This is a genomic window from Actinoplanes regularis, assembly GCF_900188005.1.
GTDB lineage: Bacteria > Actinomycetota > Actinomycetes > Mycobacteriales > Micromonosporaceae > Actinoplanes > Actinoplanes regularis.
On record NZ_FZNR01000045.1, the window covers coordinates 1 to 19588 of the forward strand.

General features: G+C 69.8%; 2 protein-coding genes. Both read left to right on the plus strand.

The genetic code is table 11. From position 1 onward, the window contains the following. Positions 1-57: 57 nt before the first annotated feature. Positions 58-11634 (plus strand): non-ribosomal peptide synthetase, encoded by an 11577-nt coding sequence (locus CHC09_RS44285; protein ID WP_218827193.1) that lies wholly within the window; start codon positions 58-60, stop codon positions 11632-11634. Beyond that, on the plus strand, positions 11631-19588 hold a 7958-nt coding region (locus CHC09_RS44290; protein ID WP_143232942.1), incomplete at its 3' end, for a non-ribosomal peptide synthetase. The genes CHC09_RS44285 and CHC09_RS44290, both read left to right, overlap by 4 nt.

Sequence of the window (19588 nt, forward strand, 5' to 3'; positions counted from 1 at the left end):
ACGGTGATCACGACTGCGGCGCCGGTGATGCTGCCGGTGTCGGGTGCGGGTCCGTCGATGGGCCGGCCGATCGGCAATGCCCGGGTGCTGGTGCTCGATGAGTTCCTGCAGCCGGTGCCGGTGGGTGTGGTCGGTGAGGTGTATATCGGTGGTCTCGGGCTGGCGCAGGGGTATGTCGATCGTCCGGATCTGACGGCGCATCGGTTTGTGGCGGATCCGTCGGGTGTCGGTGGCCGGTTGTATCGCAGTGGTGATCTGGCCCGCTGGGATGGCGGGGGTTTGCTGCACTTCGCCGGTCGCTCGGACGAGCAGGTGAAGATCCGTGGGTTCCGGATCGAACCCGCCGAGGTGCAGGCGGTGCTGCAACAGTATCCGCAGGTCGCGCAGGCCGCCGTGATCGCCCGTGACAACCAGCTGATCGGGTATCTGGTCGCGGCGGGGGATCTGATCGATCTGGCCGCGGTGCGGGAGTTTGCTGCCGGGCGGCTGCCGGACTACATGATTCCACTGCTGGTAACCCTCGATCGGCTACCGCTGACCATCAACGGGAAGCTGGACCGGGCCGCGCTGCCCGCCCCCGACCTCGCTTCGATGGTGGGCGACCGCGGCCCCGAGACACCGTTGGAGGAGCAGCTCTGCCGGCTCTTCGGTGAGGTGCTCGACCTGGACCGGGTCGGCACTGAGGACTCCTTCCTCGACCTGGGTGGCGACTCACTTCTCGCGATGCGCCTGGTCGCCCGGATCCGTGTGGTCCTCGGCGCCGGATTGACCGTCCGGGAGTTCTTCGCCGATCCCACCGTGCTCGGTGCCGCCGTGCAGATCATGCGCGGAGCCGGGAGAACCCGGGCAGCGTTGACCGCGAAACCACGGCCGGAGACCGTTCCCCTGTCGTTCGCGCAGCGGCGCATGTGGTTCGCCAGCCAGATCGAGAGTTCACAGCACGGCGACGAGTCGCCCTACAACCTCCCTCTGCACCTGCACATCCGTGGTGATCTCGACATCACCGCTCTGGAAGCGGCGCTCGGCGACGTCGCGGACCGGCACGAGAGCCTTCGCACCGTCTACGTCGAGAACGACGGCGTGCCCGAGCACCGGATCGTCCAAGGCACGGCCGGTCATCCGGGACTGCCGGTGACCGAGGTGACCGAGGCCGGTCTCGAGCCGGCGTTGGCCGAGGAGGACGGCCGCCGGTTCGATCTGGGCGCCGGCCTGCCCTGGCGGGCGCGTCTGCTGGTGCTGGGCCCGGATGAGTTCGTGCTGGCGATCGTGGCGCATCACATCGCCGTGGACGGCTGGTCGATGGGAATCCTGAGTACGGACATCCGGGTGGCGTATGCGGCCCGGCGCAACGGCAGCGTTCCGGACTGGGCGGATCTGCCGGTGCGGCACAGCGACTACGCGTTGTGGCAGCGGGAGATCCTCGGCGACCCGGCCGACGAGTCGAGCCTGATCGCCGGGCAGCTGGCGTACTGGCGACAGAAACTGGCGGGTGTTCCGCTGGAGCTTGAACTCCCGGCCGACCGGCGCCGCCCGATGATCGCATCGTTCCGGGGAGGCGCAATTCCACTGACCCTCGGCGCGGACACCCACGCACGACTGCTGGCTCTGGGCCGGGACCGGAACGCCACGCTCTTCATGGTGGTGCATGCGGCGCTGGCGGTGCTGCTGTCCAAGATGGGCGCGGGCGAGGACATCGCGATCGGTACGGCGGTCGCCGGCCGCGACGACGTGGCTCTGGAGGAACTGGTCGGCTTCTTCGTCAACACGCTGGTGCTGCGTACCGACCTGTCGGGTGATCCGTCGTTCGCCGAGCTGCTGGAGCGGGTGCGCGAGACGGATCTGGCGGCCTACGCCAACCAGGAGGTGCCGTTCGACCGTCTGGTGGAGGAACTCAACCCGGTCCGGTCGATGGCCCGGCACCCGCTGTGCCAGGTGATGCTCACGCTGCGGAACATGCCGCCGGAGCGGTGGAGCCTACCGGGACTGGAGATCCGTTCGGTAGAGCCGACCATGACGACATCCCGTATGGACCTGTCGCTGTTCCTGTCGGAGCGCCGGGACGCGGCGGGTGCGGCGGCGGGTCTCTCAGGTGCGCTGGTGTATGCCGTTGACCTGTTCGACGAGGCGACCGCGCAGGCGTTGGCGGATCGTCTGGTTCGGGCGTTGGAGCAGGTGGCGGGGGATCCGTCGGTGCGGGTCGCTGATCTCGCGGTGTTGGGCCTGGCGGAGCGTGAACGGCTTCTCGAGGTGTGGAATGCGACGTCGCGGCCGGTTCCGGTGGGGTCGTTGGCCGATTTGTTTGCTGTTCAGGTGCGGTTGTCGCCGGATGCGGTGGCGTTGATCGGTGAGCAGGGTGACCTGACATTCCGTGAGTTGGATGTGGTGTCCGGCCGGGTAGCGGGGGTGTTGCGGGCTCGTGGGGTGGGCCGGGGTGATCTCGTTGCGGTGATGCTGCCTCGGTCGGTTGAGGTGCCGGGTGTGTTGTTGGGTGTGGCGAAGTCCGGTGCGGGGTTTGTTCCGGTGGATCCGCAGTATCCGGTGGATCGGATCGCCTTCATGTTCGCCGACGCGGGCCCGGTCCTGGTGGTGTGCACGGAGGCCACTCGGGATCTGGTTCCGTCCGGTGTCGGGTTTGTGCTGTTGGAGGACCTGCTGGCCGCTCCCGTCGAGCGGGTGTCGGTGCCGGTGAGTGTCGATGACGTGGCCTATGTGATCTATACGTCGGGGTCGACGGGCCGGCCGAAGGGTGTGGCGGTCACCCATCGCGGTCTGGGGAATCTGGTGGCGGCGCAGGCTGAGCGGTTTGCTGTGTCGGCGGGTTCGCGGGTGTTGCAGTTGGCGTCGTGGAGTTTTGACGCGTCGGTGTCGGAGTTGTGTGTGGCGCTGCTGTCCGGTGCCGGGCTGGTTGTCGTCCCGGCGGGATGGTTGCCGCCGCAGCGGCCGTTGCCGGAGGTGTGTGAGCGGTTCGGGGTTACGCATGTGACGGTGCCGCCGTCGGTGTTGGCGTCGGTGCCGGAGTTGCCGTCGTGTGTGGAGACGTTGGTGGTGGCGGGTGAGGTGTGTCCGCCGGGGTTGGTGCAGCGGTGGCCGGGTCGTCGGTTGATTAATGCGTATGGTCCGACGGAGACCACGGTGTGCGCGACGATGAGTGACCCGTTGACGGATGGCGTGCCGATCGGTGGCCCGATTTCGAACGTACGCGTCTATGTCTTGAATGATTTTCTGCAGCCTGTCCCGGTTGGTGTGGTTGGTGAGTTGTATGTGTCGGGGCCGGGTGTGGCGCGTGGTTATGTGGGTCGGCCGGGGTTGACGGCGCAGCGGTTTGTGGCTGATCCGTTTGGTGGGGGCCGGTTGTATCGCACGGGTGACCGGGTGAAGTGGGCTGCCAGCGGTGAGTTGGTGTTCGCTGGGCGCGCTGATGAGCAGGTCAAGGTGCGTGGGTTCCGGATCGAGCCTGCTGAGGTGCAGGCGGTGCTGGAGCAGTATCCGCAGGTCGTGCAGGCCGCTGTGGTGGCTCGTGACAGCCAGTTGATCGGGTATCTGGTCGCGGCGGGGGATCTGATCGATCTGGCCGCGGTGCGGGAGTTTGCTGCCGGGCGGTTGCCGGATTACATGCTGCCCACCCTGCTGACCGTGTTGGACACGTTGCCGCTGAACGCCAACGGGAAGCTGGACCGGGCTGCCCTGCCGGCCCCGGACCTGCCGACCACGGGCCGGGCCGCCGCGACCGCTGCGGAGGAGATTCTGTGTGGCCTGTTTGCGGAGATTCTCGGTGTGGAGTCGGTGCCGGCGGATGTGTCGTTCTTCGAGCTCGGTGGTGATTCGCTGTCGGCGATGCGGTTGATTGCCCGGATCCGGCGGGTGTTCGACGCGGAGTTGAGTATCGGGGAGTTGTTCACCGCTCCGTCGGCGGTTGAGGTCGCTGGTCTGGTCAGTGCATCGGCCGTGGTGGAGACCCGGATCGCGTTGATGGCGCGGGAGCGTCCGCAGTTGCTGCCGCTCTCCTATGGCCAGCAGCGGATGTGGTTCCTGAACCGGATCGAGGACACCGGCCAGGGCGGCGTCTACAACATGCCGATGGCGCTGCGGATCTCCGGTGACCTGGACGTGGCCGCGCTCGAGGCTGCGTTGGGTGATGTCGCGGAGCGCCACGAGATCCTGCGGACCGTCTACCCGGAGAACGACGGGATCGCCTTCCAGCAGATCCTGCGGGGCGAGGCGGCTCGTCCACCGTTCTCGGCCGTACCGATCAGCGACGGTGAACCGGCGGCGTTCGTCGATCGCCGGTTCGACCTCAGCACCGAGCTGCCGTGGCGGGTCCGTCTGTTCGTGCTGGCGCCGGGTGAGTTCGTACTGGCGATCGTGGCGCACCACATCGCGCTCGACGGCTGGTCGATCGGCGTGCTGAGGCGCGACCTGCGGGCGGCGTACACGGCCCGCCGTCAGGGCCAGGCACCCGCCTGGACCGACCTGGGTGTGCAGTACGCCGACTACGCCCTCTGGCAGCGTGACGTCCTGGGCCACCTCGACGACGAGTCGAGCCTGGCCGCCGGGCAGCTGCGCTATTGGCGGAAGGCGCTGGCCGGCGTACCGCAAGAGCTGACGCTGCTCACCGACCGGCCGCGCCCGGCGGTTGCCACGTTCCGCGGCGGCTCCGTACCCGTACGCCTCGACGCGCAGACCCACGCCGACCTGCTGGAACTGGGTCAGAGCCGGAATGCCACGCTGTTCATGGTGGTGCACGCGGCCGTCGCGGTACTGCTCACGAGGATGGGTGCGGGCAGCGACATCTCGATCGGCTCGGTGGTGGCCGGGCGCGGCGACGCGGTGCTGGAGGACCTGCTCGGCTTTTTCGTCAACACCCTGGTGCTGCGTACCGACCTGTCCGGCAACCCGACGTTCGCCGAGGTCCTCGACCGGGTGTGCGAGACCGACCTGGCGGCGTACGCCAACCAGGACGTCCCGTTCGAGCGACTCGTCGAGGAACTCAACCCGGCCCGGTCCCTGGCGCTCAACCCGCTCTTCCAGATCATGTGCACTCTGGAGAATGCGGCGCAGAGCGAGATGAGCCTGCCCGGTACGCATCTGGAGCCGGTCCCGCTCGCCGAGGCCGCGGCCCGGGTCGACCTCTCCTTCGAGCTGAGTGAGTGCCGTGACGAGGCGGGCGAGCCGGCCGGGCTCACCGGGCGGATCCGCTACGCCAAGGACCTGTTCGACGAGTCCACCGTGCTGCTGCTCGCGGAGCGGCTGACGTCCGTGCTGCGGCAGGTGGCCGTGGATGCGCGGGTCCCACTCAGCCGGGTGGACGTGACCGGTGACCAGCGGGCCCTCGTGGTGGAGGCCTGGAACGACACAGCACGGCCGGTACCGGAGCGATCCGCGGTGGAGTCGATCGCGGCGCGGGTGGCGGAGGTGCCCGACGAGATCGCGGTGACCGGCTCGGCCGGCAGCCTGACCTATCGGCAGTTGTGGCAGGCCAGCACCCGGGTGGCCGGTGCGCTGGCGGCGCACGGTGTGACCCGGGGGCAGCGGATCGGTCTGGTGATGGAACGGTCCGTTGACCTGCTCCCGATCCTGCTGGGGGTGTGGCGGTCCGGGGCGGCCTACGTTCCGGTCGACCCGCAGTGGCCGTTGGCGCGCGCCGAGTTCGTGCTGCGCCGGACCGATCTGGTGGTCGGCGACCGGGACCTGCCGGGCATCGACGTGGTCGCGGTGGAGACGTTGCTGACCGGGCCGGACGGGCCGGTGGTACGGCCGGCGGCGGCCGACCTGGCGTATGTCATGTACACGTCCGGTTCCACGGGGACGCCGAAGGGCGTGGAGATCAGCCACGGCTCGGTGGCGGCGCTGGTGCAGGACTCGTGCTGGAGCGCGGCGGCGCGTGGGCGGGTGCTGCTGCACGCGCCGCACGCGTTCGACGCGTCGATCTACGAGCTGTGGGTTCCGCTGGTCAGCGGCGGCCGGGTGGTGGTGGCGGAGCCGAGCCGGATGGACGCGGAAACACTGGCCGGGCTGGTGCGTACGCACGAATTGACGGCGGTGCACGTCACGGCCGGCATGTTCGGCGTCCTGGCCGACGTGTCACCGGACTGCTTCGGCGGGCTCGGCGAGGTGCTGACCGGCGGCGACGTGGTGCCCGTCGGTGCGGTGAGCCGGGTGATGGCGGCCGAGCCGGGTCTGCGGGTGACGCATCTGTACGGGCCGACCGAGGCGACCCTGTGCGCGACGGCGCACGCGATCGAGCCGGGCGCGGAGGTGCCCGGTGTGCTGCCCATCGGCGGGCCACGGGACAACACCAGGGTCTTCGTGCTGGACGAGTTCCTGATGCCGGCGCCGGTGGGTGTGCTGGGTGAGTTGTACATCTCGGGCTCGGGACTCGCCCGCGGGTACGCCGACGACGCCGGTCTGACCGCGGGCCGCTTCGTGGCGTGCCCGTTGGGTACGGGCGAGCGTATGTACCGCACGGGTGACCTGGCCCGGTGGGACACGGCCGGGCGGCTGTACTTCGCGGGCCGGGCTGACGAGCAGGTGAAGATTCGCGGGTTCCGGATCGAACCCGCCGAGATCCAGGCCGTCCTCACCGCGCATCCGCGGGTGTCGCAGGCGGCGGTGATCGCCCGGGAGGACCGGCCCGGCGACAAGCGGCTGGTTGCGTACCTGGTCGCCGACGGGGACGTGCTGGAGGTGCCGGCGGTGCGCGAGTTCGCGGCCCAGCGGCTGCCGGAGTACGCGCTGCCGACGTTGATCCTCCTGGATGTGTTGCCGGTGACCGCGAACGGGAAGCTGGACCGGGCCGCGCTGCCGGCACCGGACTTCGGCCCGCCCGGTGGCCGGGCCGCGGAGACCGCCACCGAGGAACTGTTGTGCGGCCTGTTCGCCGAGATTCTCGGTGTGCCGTCGGTGCCGGTCGACGTGCCGTTCTTCGAGCTGGGCGGCGATTCGCTGTCGGCGATGCGGTTGATCGCCCGGATCCGCGCGGTGTTCGAGACCGACATCAACGTCCGTGGCCTGTTCACCCATCCGACGGTGGCGGGGGTCGCCGAACTCGTCCACGGCTCGGAGGGCGCGGCCCGCCCGGCGCTGGAGGCCCGCCCACGGCCTGACTCGCTGCCGTTGTCGTACGGCCAGCAGCGGATGTGGTTCCTGAACCGGATCGAGGACGCCGGTCAGAGCGTGGCCTACAACATGCCGATCGTGCTGCGGATCTCCGGTGACCTGGACGTGGCCGCGCTGGAAGCGGCGCTGGGTGATGTCGCGGACCGGCATGAGGTGCTGCGGACGATCTATCCCGAGGTGGATGGGGCCGCGTACCAGAGGATTGTGGAGGGTGCCGCGGGGCGGCCGTCGTTGCAGGTCACCCAGGTGGCCGGGAGTGACGTGACGGCGGAGCTCACGGCGTACCTGGAACAAGGTTTTGATCTCGGGGTCGAGCTGCCGTGGCGGGCGCGTCTGCTGGTGACGGAGGCCGGCGAGTTCGTGCTGGCGATCGTGGCGCATCACATTGCGTTGGACGGTTGGTCGATGGGTGTGCTGACCCGGGATCTGCGGGCGGCTTATACGGCCCGCCGTCAGGGTCAGGTCCCGGCCTGGAGCAGTCTGGACGTGCAGTACGCCGATTACGCCCTGTGGCAGCGCGAGGTCCTCGGCGACCTCGATGACGAGTCGAGCCTGATCGCCGAGCAGCTCGCCTTTTGGCGGGAGACCCTGTCCGGTGCCCCGCAGGAGCTGGTGTTGCCGACCGACCGGCCGCGCCCGGCGGTGGCTTCGATGCGGGGCGCCACGGTCAACGTGCGAGCCGGCGCGGAGACGCATGCGCGGTTGGTCGAGCTGGCGCAGCGGAGCGGCTCGACGGTGTTCATGGTGGCGCACGCGGCGCTGGCGGTGTTGTTGTCGCGGATGGGCGCGGGCATCGACATCCCGCTGGGCACGTCGGTGGCCGGTCGTGGTGACGCGGCACTGAACGACCTGGTCGGTTTCTTCATCAACACGCTGGTGCTGCGTACCGACTTGTCCGGCGATCCCACCTTCACCGAACTGCTGGCCCGGGTGCGGGAGACGGATCTGGCGGCGTACGCCAACCAGGAGGTCCCGTTCGAACGGCTGGTCGACGAGCTGAGCCCGGTGCGGTCGCTGGCCCGCAACCCGCTGTTCCAGGTCATGTTCGTGGTGCAGAACCTGCCTCAGAACCAGGACGGCTGGAGTCTGCCGGGTGTGCTGGTGCGGCCGGAGGACCACGACCCGGTCCACGCCGCGGCGAAGTTCGATTTCTCGGTGATCCTGGTCGAGCACCATGACGAGCACGGCCGCCCGGCGGGCTTCACGACCGAGATCCTGTACGCCACGGACCTGTTCGATGAGTCCACGGCGCAGTCCTTGGCTGACCGTCTGGTCGCGGTGCTGACGCAGGTGGCCGCGGATCCGCAGCTCACGCTCAGTCAGGTCGATGTGCTGACCAGTGTCGAACGGGCGTTGGTGACGCGGGAGTGGAACGACACCGCGGTGCCGGTATCGGCCGTGTCGGTTCCGGAGCTGATCGCCCGTTGGGTCGGGGAGACCCCGGACGCGGTTGCGGTGCGTGACGGTGGTGGCCGGTCGTTGACGTATGGGCAGTTGGACGAATGGTCACAAGGGGTCGCTTCCGGACTACGGTCTGCGGGTGTGAACCGGGGGAATCGGGTCGGGTTGTGTCTGCCGCGGGGTGTGGAGATGGTCGCGGCGATGCTGGGTGCCTGGCGAGTCGGCGCGGCGTTTGTGCCGCTGGACCCGCAGCTTCCGGTGGCGCGGCGGGAGTTGATGGCCGCGGGTACGTCGTTGGTGCTGTCGGTGTGGGATCCGGTCTGGGAGACCGGCGCCGGTATCGCTCCGGTTGCTCTTGACGGCCGTGATCTGGCGTATGTGATCTACACGTCGGGGTCGACCGGGACGCCGAAGGGTGTCGCGGTGGCGCATGCGGGTGTCGCGAGTCTGGCGCAGGTGATGGCCCCGATCCTGGACGTTTCCGCAGGCACTGCCGCGTTGCAGTTCGCGTCGTTCAGTTTCGACGCCTCGGTGCTGGACGTGGTCACAGTCCTCGGTGCTGGCGGCACGCTGGTGATCGCTGACGATGAGCAGCGGCAGGATATGGCCGCGTTGTCGCGGCTGGTCCGGGATGCGGATGTCCGGGTGGCCAGTGTGGTGCCGTCGTTGCTGGCGGCGTTGGATCCGGCGCAGGTGGCGGGGATCCGCCGATGGGTGCTGGGTGCGGAGTTTTTGAGTGCGGGTCTGGCGTCGCGGTGGTCGGCGGGTTCGCAGGTGTGGAATTCGTATGGTCCGACTGAGGCGACGGTGATCACGACTGCGGCGCCGGTGACGCTGCCGGTGGCGGGTGCGGGTCCGTCGATGGGCCGGCCGATCGGCAATGCTCGGGTGCTGGTGCTGGATGAGTTCCTGCAGCCGGTCCCGGTGGGCGTGGTCGGCGAGGTGTATATCGGTGGTCTCGGCCTGGCCCGGGGCTACGTGAACCGTCCGGATTTGACCGCGCATCGGTTCGTGGCGGATCCGTCGGGTGTCGGTGGCCGGTTGTACCGCAGTGGTGACCTGGCCCGCTGGGACCGTGAAGGGTTGCTGCACTTCGCCGGTCGCTCGGATGAGCAGGTGAAGATCCGTGGGTTCCGGATCGAACCTGCCGAGGTGCAGGCGGTGCTGCAACAGCATCCGCAGGTCGCGCAGGCCGCCGTGATCGCCCGTGACAACCAGCTGATCGGCTACCTGGTCGCCGCCGGCAACGAGTTGGACGTGGCCGCGGTGCGGGAGTTCGCCGCCGGCCGGCTGCCGGAGTACATGCTGCCGACGCTGCTCGTGCTGGACGCGCTGCCGCTGAACGCTAACGGGAAGCTGGACCGGGCTGCCCTGCCGGCGCCGGACCTGCCGACCACGGGCCGGGCCGCGGCGACCGCGACCGAGCAGATCCTGTGCGAGCTGTTCGCGGAGATCCTCGGGGTCGAGTCGGTGCCCGCCGACGCGTCGTTCTTCGAACTCGGCGGCGACTCCATCATGTCCATGCTCCTGGTCTCCCGCGCCCGCCGGGCCGGCCTGACCATCACCGCCCGCAACATCTTCGAGCACCGCACACCCGCCGCTCTGGCCACCGTCGCCACCACCGAAGACCACGCCACCACCGGCGAGCCCGGCACCGGCGACATCCCCCTCACCCCGGTCATGCACGAACTGCTGCACCGGGCCGGTGACCACCTCGGCCAGGTCTACCAGTCCACTGTCGTCGTTACCCCCGCCGGCCTCGACCTCGGCACCCTCACCGCCTCACTGCAGGCGCTCGTCGACCACCACGACATGCTCCGCGCCACCCTCCACACCGACCGCCTCACCGTCCCCGAACCCGGCACGGTCGACGTCGAGCAGTGGATCCGGCGGGTGGACGCGACCACCGGGCCACCGGCCGATCTGCTACCGGAGCAGACCGCTGAGGCGGTGGCCCGGCTCGATCCGCGAGGCGGGGTGATGGCGCAGTTCGTCTGGTTCGACTGTGCTCCGGGCGTACCGGGCAGGCTTTTGCTGGTCCTTCACCACCTGGTCATGGACGGTGTGTCACTGCGGGTTCTGCTGTCGGACCTCGCTGCCTGGCACGAGGCACTGGCCGGCGGCGAGCGGGCCGAGCTGGAGACCGTGCCGGCGTCCTTCCGGCACTGGGCGCGATCCCTCGCGGCACAGGCCGGCAGCGCGGATCGCCGCGCCGAACTCGCGCGATGGACCAGCGTCGTCAGCGACACCAACCCGGTGACCGCACTGGCACCGGGCGCCGCGCACGGCCCGGTGCACGAGGTCACCACGACCCTGCCGGCGGACGTGACGTCGACGATCCTCACGGCCGTACCGGCGAACTTCCACGCGGATGTCGACGACGTGCTGCTGGCCACCCTGGTCGTCGCGCTCAGTGCATGGTGCCGGCGGCAGGGCCAGCCCGACGCCCGCGACTACCTCATCGACCTGGAGAGCCACGGGCGGGTGCCGCTCACCGCCTCGATGGATCTGTCGCGGACGGTCGGATGGTTCACCGAGCAGCATCCGGTTCGCCTCTCGGCCCGCGCTGGGGAATTCGCCGACGTACGCGCCGGGCGCGGTGCCGCCGGCCGCATCCTGAAGCGGGCGAAGGAGGAGCTTCGGGCCATCCCCGGCGACGGACTCGGCTATGGCATCCTGCGACATCTCGATCCCGAGACGGCACCGGTCCTGGCCGGGCTGCCGGCCGCGCGCATCGGCTTCAACTACCTGGGCCGTTTCGCCGAGGCCGCGGATGGCGGGCAGGCTTGGAACCGGGCCTCGGAGGGCGACGGGTACACCGACACCTCGGGTGCGATCCCGGCCGCACACGCCTTGGAAGTGCTGGCTCTCGTCCGGGACCGGCCGGCCGGATCTGAACTCACCCTGGTCCTCGCCGCGCCGCGGCTCGTCGTCACCGAAGCGGCACTCCGCTCGCTCGCCGACGACTGGGCGGCGGCCCTCGGCGGCCTGGCCCGGCACGTGTCCCGGCCGGGCAGCGGCGGGCACACGCCGTCCGACTTTTCCCTGATCAAGCTCAATCAACGCCAGATCGACGAGCTCGAGGGCGCGTTCTCAGACGAAGGGGTTAACCAGTGACTCAGGCTCGGGTTGAGAACATCTGGCCGTTGTCGCCGCTGCAACAGGGGCTGCTGTTCCACGCCAGCTTCGACGAGGCGAGCATCGACCCGTACGTCGAGCAGATCGTGCAGACGTTCGACGGCCCGCTGGACGCGTCGACGCTGCGTACGTCGTGGGAGGCGATGCTGGCCCGGCACGCCGGCCTGCGCGCGTCGTTCCGCCAATTGACCGGTATGCCGGAGCCGGTGCAGGTGATCGTCCGGAACGTGACCCTGCCGTGGCGGGAGGTCGACCTCTCGGACCTGGCCGAGGACGCGGCGCGGGAGGAGGCCGCCCGGATCGGTGTCGAGGAGCGGCGCCGCCGTTTCGACATGGCGAAGCCGCCGCTGCTGCGGGTGGTGCTCATCAAGCTGGGGCCGGCACGGCACCGGGTGATGATCACGCTGCACCACATTCTCCTGGACGGCTGGTCCATCTCGATCCTCATGCGGGAGCTGTGGGCGGCCTACGGGGCGGCCGGCCAGGTCACCGGGCTTCCGCCGGTCGTTCCGTACCACAACTATCTCGCTTGGCTCACCGAGCAGGACACCGAAGCCGCGCGGGAGGCCTGGCGGGAGGCGCTGGAAGGAGTCTCCGAGCCCACCCTCGTGGCACCCGCCCGGACCGGGGACTCCGCCACCTGGTCGGCGTCGCTGGAGGCCGGCGTGAGCCCGGAGGTGCGCGCGCGACTCCAGGCCGTCACCCGCGGTCTCGGCGTCACCATGAACACCGTGGTGCAAGCGGCCTGGGCGCTGCTCGTCAGCCGGCTCGCGCGCACCCGGGACGTGGTCTTCGGCGTGACCGTGTCGGGGCGCCCGGCGGACCTGCCTGGCATGGAGAGCATGCTCGGTTTGTTCATCAACACGGTTCCGGTACGAGTACGCCTGGATCCGGGCCAGACGGTCGCCGCCCTGCTCCAGATTCTCCAGGACGAACAGACCGCGCTGCTCGATCACCAGTACCTCGGGCTCGCCGAGATCCAGCGGCTGGCGGGCCCGGGCGCCACCTTCGACACGCTCATGGCGTACGAGAACTACCTCGGCGATCCGGATGCTCAGCCGTCGGTGGACGCCATCCGACTGATCGACGCGGACCTGCACGAGTCGACCAACTTCCCGCTGACCATGGTTACCGGTGACGGGCTCCGGTTCCGGTTGAACTACCAGCCGTCGGTCTTCGACGAGTCGACGGTGCGGGCGCTGGCGGATCGTCTGGTCGCGGTGCTGACGCAGGTGGCCGCGGATCCGCAGCTCACGCTCAGTCAGGTCGATGTGCTGACCGGTGCCGAGCGCGATTTGGTGACGCGGGAGTGGAACGACACCGCGGTGCCGGTGGCGGCCGACTCGGTGCCGTTGATGATCGCTCGGTGGGTGGCGGAGACCCCGGATGCGGTTGCGGTGCGTGACGGTGGTGGCCGGTTGCTGACGTATGGGCAGTTGGACGAATGGTCACAAGGGGTCGCTTCCGGACTGCGGTCTGCTGGTGTGGGTCGTGGTGATCGGGTGGGGTTGTGTCTGCCGCGTGGTGTGGAGATGGTCGCGGCGTTGTTGGGTGTGTGGCGGGTGGGTGCGGCGTTTGTGCCGTTGGATCCGCAGCTTCCGGTGGCGCGGCGGGAGTTGATGGCCGCGGGCACGTCGTTGGTGCTGTCGGCTTGGGACCCCGCTTGGGAATTGGGTGCCGAGGTTCCCGCAGTCGTTCTTGACGGCCGTGATCTGGCGTATGTGATCTATACGTCGGGTTCGACCGGGGTGCCGAAGGGTGTCGCGGTGGCGCATGCGGGTGTCGCGAGTCTGGCGCAGGTGATGGCCCCGGTGCTGGACGTTTCCGCGGGGACGGCGGCGTTGCAGTTCGCGTCGTTTAGTTTCGACGCTTCGGTGCTGGATGTGGTCACGGTGCTGGGTGCTGGCGGCACGCTGGTGATCGCCGATGGCGAGCAGCGGCAGGATATGGCCGCGTTGTCGCGGTTGGTGCGGGATGCGGATGTCCGGGTGGCCAGTGTGGTGCCGTCGTTGTTGGCGGCGTTGGATCCGGCGCAGGTGGCGGGGATCCGTCGGTGGGTGTTGGGTGCGGAGTTTTTGAGTGCGGGTCTGGCGTCGCGGTGGTCGGCGGGTTCGCAGGTGTGGAATACGTATGGTCCGACCGAGGCGACGGTGATCACGACTGCGGCGCCGGTGACGCTGCCGGTGTCGGGTGCGGGTCCGTCGATGGGCCGGCCGATCAGCAATGCCCGGGTGCTGGTGCTGGATGAGTTTTTGCAGCCGGTGCCGGTGGGTGTGGTCGGTGAGGTGTATATCGGTGGTCTCGGCTTGGCGCAGGGGTATGTCGATCGTCCGGATCTGACGGCGCATCGGTTTGTGGCGGATCCGTCGGGTGTCGGTGGCCGGTTGTATCGCAGTGGTGATCTGGCCCGCTGGGATGGCGGGGGTTTGCTGCATTTCGCGGGTCGTTCGGATGAGCAGGTGAAGATCCGTGGGTTCCGGATCGAACCCGCCGAGGTCCAGGCGGTGCTGGAGCAGCATCCTCAGGTCGCGCAGGCCGCGGTGGTGGCCGGTGACAGCCAGCTGATCGGGTATCTGGTCGCGGCGGGGGATCTGATCGATCTGGCCGCGGTGCGGGCGTACGCCGCCGAGCGGCTGCCGGAGTACATGCTGCCCACGCTGCTCGTGCTGGACACGCTGCCGCTGAACGCCAACGGCAAACTCGACCGGGCCGCCCTGCCAGCCCCGGACCTGCCGACCACGGGCCGGGCCGCGGCGACCGCGACCGAGGAGATCCTGTGTGGCCTGTTCGCGGAGATTCTCGGTGTGGAGTCGGTGCCGGCGGATGTGTCGTTCTTCGAACTCGGTGGTGATTCGCTGTCGGCGATGCGGTTGATCGCCCGGATCCGTTCGGTGTTCGAGACCGAGGTCGGCGTCCGGGGCCTGTTCACCACCCCCACCGCCGCCGAGATCGCCGAACAGATCGCGCGCCCGGCCGGTGCGGCACGGGCTGCGCTCGGCGTACGAAGTCGTCCCGAGACCCTGCCGTTGTCGTACGGCCAGCAGCGGATGTGGTTCCTGAACCGGCTGGAACGGGCCGGCGCCGCCTACAACATGCCGATGGCGGTACGGATCTCCGGCGACCTGGACATCGCCGCCCTCGAAACGGCGCTGGCCGACGTCGCCGACCGGCACGAGATCCTGCGCACCGTCTACCCGGAGATCGACGGGGTGGCGGGCCAGCGGATTCTGTTCGGGGACGCGAGCCGCCCACGCCTGAGCATCGTGCCGGTCGCCGCCGGCGAGGTGCCGGCCCGGGTCGAGGAAACGGTGGCCACCGGCTTCGACGTGACCGTCGATCTTCCCTGGCGGGCGCGGTTGCTGGTCATCGGGCCGGACGAATACGTCCTGGTCCTGGTGGTGCACCACATCGCCGGCGATGGCTGGTCGATGGGAGTGCTGACCGGCGACCTGCGCACGGCCTACGCGGCCCGCCGCAGCGGCGAGGCCCCCGCCTGGACCGACCTGGACGTGCAGTACGCCGACTTCGCCCTCTGGCAGCGCGAGGTCCTCGGCGACCCGGAGGACGGGTCCAGCCTGATCGCCGGGCAGCTCGCGCACTGGCGGGATGCCCTGGCGGGTGCCCCGCAGGAGCTGACGCTGCCCGTCGACCGGCCGCGCCCGCCGGAGGCGTCGATGCGCGGCGAGACGGTCCAGGTGACGATCGACCCCGAAACGCATGCCCGGCTGGTCCGGCTGGCCCAGCGGGAACAGGTCACCGTCTTCATGGTGATGCAGGCCGCGTTCGCCATGCTGCTGTCCCGGATGGGCGCCGGCATCGACATCCCGATCGGTACGGTCGTCGCCGGCCGCGGCGACGTGGCCCTGGAGAAGATGGCCGGCCTCTTCATCAACTCCCTGGTGCTGCGCACCGACCTGTCGGGCGACCCGTCGTTCACCGAACTGCTGGCCCGGGTCCGGGACACCGACCTGGCGGCGTACGCCAACCAGGATCTGCCCTTCGAGCGCCTCGTCGAGGAGCTGAACCCGAACCGCTCGCTGGCACACAACCCGCTCTTCCAGGTCATGCTGACGATGCAGAACCTGCCGCACGAGCAGTGGAGCCTGGACGGGGCGGACGTCGAGCCGGTGTCGCCGGGAACCCTCGCGGCGCACGTCGACCTGTCGCTGGACCTCACCGAGCACCGGGACGAGGACGGCAGCCCGGCCGGGATCCGCGGCTGGCTCTTCTACGCGACCGACCTGTTCGACGGCATCTCGGTGGAGATCCTGGTCGATCGGCTGGCGAGCCTGCTGGACCGGGTCGGCGCCGACCCCGAGGTACGGCTGGGCCGGCTGGACGTGTTCCTGGGCGGCGAGCGGAACCGCGTGGTGCGGGACTGGAACGACACCGATGCGGTGGTGGCCGGCGGTTCGCTCGCCGACCTGTTCGAGGCGCAGGCCGGCCGTACGCCCGACGCCCCGGCCGTGCTCGGTGCGGGTGTCACCTGGTCGTACCGGGAGCTGTCCGAGTCGTCCTCCCAGCTGGCCCGGGAGCTGATCGCCCGTGGCCTGGGCCCGGGCGACGTGGTCGGTGTGGTGCTGCGGCGCTCCCCGGAACTGGTGAAGGTGCTGCTGGCGGTGGGTAAGGCCGGTGCGGCGTACGTGCCGGTGGACCCGTCGTACCCGGTGCACCGGATCGATTTCATGCTGGCCGACGCGGGTGTGGGCCTGGTCTTGTGCGAGTCCGCCACCGAGCCGGTGGTGCGGGCCACGGCCGCGCCGGTGGACTGCCTGGTGATCGACGACCCGGGCGTGGCCGAGGCGGTGGCGGGGCGGTCCACGATCGCGCCGGCCGACGCCGACCGGGTCCTGCCGTTGCGGGCGGCACACCCCGCGTACGTGATCTACACGTCCGGCTCTACCGGTGTGCCCAAGGGTGTCGTGGTCACGCACCGCGGCGTCGGCAGCCTGGCCGCCTCCCACGTGTCCCGGTTCGCCGCCGGCCCGGAGTCGCGGGTGCTGCAGTTCGCGTCCCCGAGCTTCGACGCGGCGTTCGCCGAGCTCTGCACCGCGCTGCCGTCCGGCGCCGCCCTGGTGGTGGTGGAACGTGAGCTGCTGCCGCCGTTCGGGTCGCTGGCGGCGCTGGCCGACCGCTTCGGAGTGACGCACCTGACGGTTCCCCCGTCGGTGCTGGCGGCCTCCGGCGACGTGCCCGCATCGGTGGAGACCCTGGCGGTCGCGGGTGAGGTGTGCCCGCCGGAGCTGGTGCGGCGGTGGTCGCCGGGCCGCCGGATGCTGAACGCGTACGGGCCCACCGAGGCGACGGTGTGTGTGACGCTGAGCGACCCGCTGTCGGAGGCCGACGCTGTGGTGCCGGTCGGCCGGCCGTTGGAGAACGGCCAGACGTACGTGCTCGACGAGTTCCTGCAGCCGGTGCCGGTGGGCGTCCCCGGCGAGCTGTACCTGGCCGGAGCACAGCTGGCACAGGGATACCTGGGCCGGTCCGGGCTGACCGCGCAACGGTTCGTGGCGTGCCCCTTCACCGGCTCCGCCTCGACCGGGACCCGGATGTACCGGACCGGTGACGTGGCCTACTGGGCCCACGACGGCCAGCTGGTGGTCGTCGGCCGCGCCGACGAGCAGGTCAAGATCCGCGGGTTCCGGATCGAACCCGCCGAGGTGCAGTCGATCCTCATCGCGCATCCGCGGGTGGCCCAGGCCGCCGTCATCGCCCGGGAGGACCAGCCGGGAGACAAACGCCTGGTCGCCTACCTGGTGGCTACCTCCGGCAGCCTCGATCTCGACGCGGTACGCGAGTACGCGGCCGACCGGCTGCCCGACTACATGCTGCCGGTTCTGACGACCATCGATGCGCTGCCGCTGACCGTCAACGGGAAGCTGGACCGGGCCGCGCTGCCCGCCCCGGAACTCGGCACGCCCGGCGGCCGCGCGCCGGAGACCGCCACCGAGGAGATCCTCTGCGGCCTGTTCGCCGAGATCCTCGGGGTCGAGTCGGTGCCGGCGGATGTGTCGTTCTTCGAGCTCGGTGGTGACTCGCTGTCGGCGATGCGGCTGATCGCCCGGGTACGGGCCGTGCTCGGCGCCGAGGTCAGCGTGCGGGCCCTGTTCGCGGCACCGGCCGTCGCCGGGGTGGCGCAGCAGATCGAAGGATCGGCGCAGCCGGTACGGGCGGCGCTGGGTGTGCGCGAGCGTCCGGAGCTGGTGCCGCTGTCATACGGCCAGCAGCGCATGTGGTTCGTGAGCCAGCTGGAGAACGCGCAGGACGGGCCGGTCACGCCGTACAACCTGCCGTTGGCCTTCCGGATCTCCGGTGATCTGGACGTGGCCGCGCTGGAGGCCGCGGTCGGTGACGTCGCGGCCCGGCACGAGGTGCTGCGGACAATCTATCCCGAGGTGAACGGGGTGGCGTGCCAGCAGATCCTCGAGGGCGCCGCCGGGCGGCCGCCGCTGCTGGTGACCGAGGTGACCGAGGCCGACGCCGAGTCCGAGCTGGCCATGGAGGCCGCACGCCGGTTCGACCTGAGTATCGACCTGCCGTGGCGGGCGCGTCTGCTGGTGCTGGGCGGCGATGAGTACATGCTGTCGTTGGTGGCGCATCACATCGCGGTCGACGGCTGGTCGATGGGCCTGTTGAGCGATGATCTGCGTACGGCCTATGTGGCTCGCCGCCAGGGTCAGGCGCCCGCGTGGACCGCGTTGGGTGTGCAGTATGCCGATTACGCGCTGTGGCAGCGCGAGGTTCTGGGTGATCTGGACGATGAGTCGAGCCTGATCGCCGGCCAGCTGGATCACTGGCGGGAGAGCCTGTCGGGTGCCCCGCAGGAGCTGGTGTTGCCGGCCGACCGGCCGCGCCCGGCTGCGGCGTCGTTCAAGGGCGGCACGGCACGGGTCGACATCGACGCGCGGACGCATGCGCGGCTGGTCGAGCTGGCGCAGCGGAACGGTTCGACCGTGTTCATGGTGGTCCATGCGGCGCTGGCGGTGCTGCTGTCCAAGATGGGCGCGGGCAACGACATCCCGATCGGTACGGTTGTCGCTGGTCGTGGTGACGCCGCGGTGGAGCAGCTGGTCGGTTTCTTCGTCAATACGCTGGTGCTGCGTACCGACCTGTCCGGCGACCCTACCTTCACCGACCTGCTCGATCGGGTGCGCGAGACGGACCTGGCCGCCTTCGCGAACCAGGAACTCCCGTTCGAGCGCCTGGTCGAGGATCTCAACCCGGTCCGATCGCTGGCCCGGCACCCGCTGTTCCAGGTGATGCTGACCCTCCAGAACGGTGTGGCGGAGCAGTGGACCCTGCCCGGTGCCGACGTGCGGGAAGTGCGCACCGGTGAGATGTCGGCCCGGGTGGATCTCTCCCTGACGTTGTCGGAGCGCCGGGACGAGGCGGGTGCGGCGGCGGGTCTGATCGGCGCGTTCGTGTATGCCGTTGACCTGTTCGACGAGGCGACCGCGCAGGCGTTGGCGGATCGTCTGGTTCGGGTGCTGGAGCAGGTGGCGTCGGATCCGTCGGCGCGAGTCGCTGATCTCGCGGTGGTGGATTCCGCGGAGCGGCAGCGGTTGGTCGAGGTGTGGAATGCGACGTCGCGGCCGGTTCCGGTGGGGTCGTTGGCCGATTTGTTTGCTGCTCAGGTGCGGTTGTCGCCGGATGCGGTGGCGTTGATCGGTGAGCAGGGTGACCTGACGTTCGCTGAGTTGGATGTGGTGTCTGGCCGGGTGGCGGGGGTGTTGCGGTCGCGTGGGGTGGGTCGTGGTGATCTGGTCGCGGTGATGCTGCCTCGGTCGGTTGAGGTGCCGGGTGTGTTGTTGGGTGTGGCGAAGTCGGGTGCGGGGTTTGTTCCGGTGGATCCGGAGTATCCGGTGGATCGGATCGCTTTCATGTTCGCCGACGCGAGTCCGGCGCTGGTGGTGTGCACGCAGGCCACCCGGGA

Bases quoted from the DNA above. Each gene is read 5' to 3' on its own strand.
- CHC09_RS44285 (WP_218827193.1), top strand. From the start codon at position 58: ATGGGCCGGCCGATCGGCAATGCCCGGGTGCTGGTGCTCGATGAGTTC.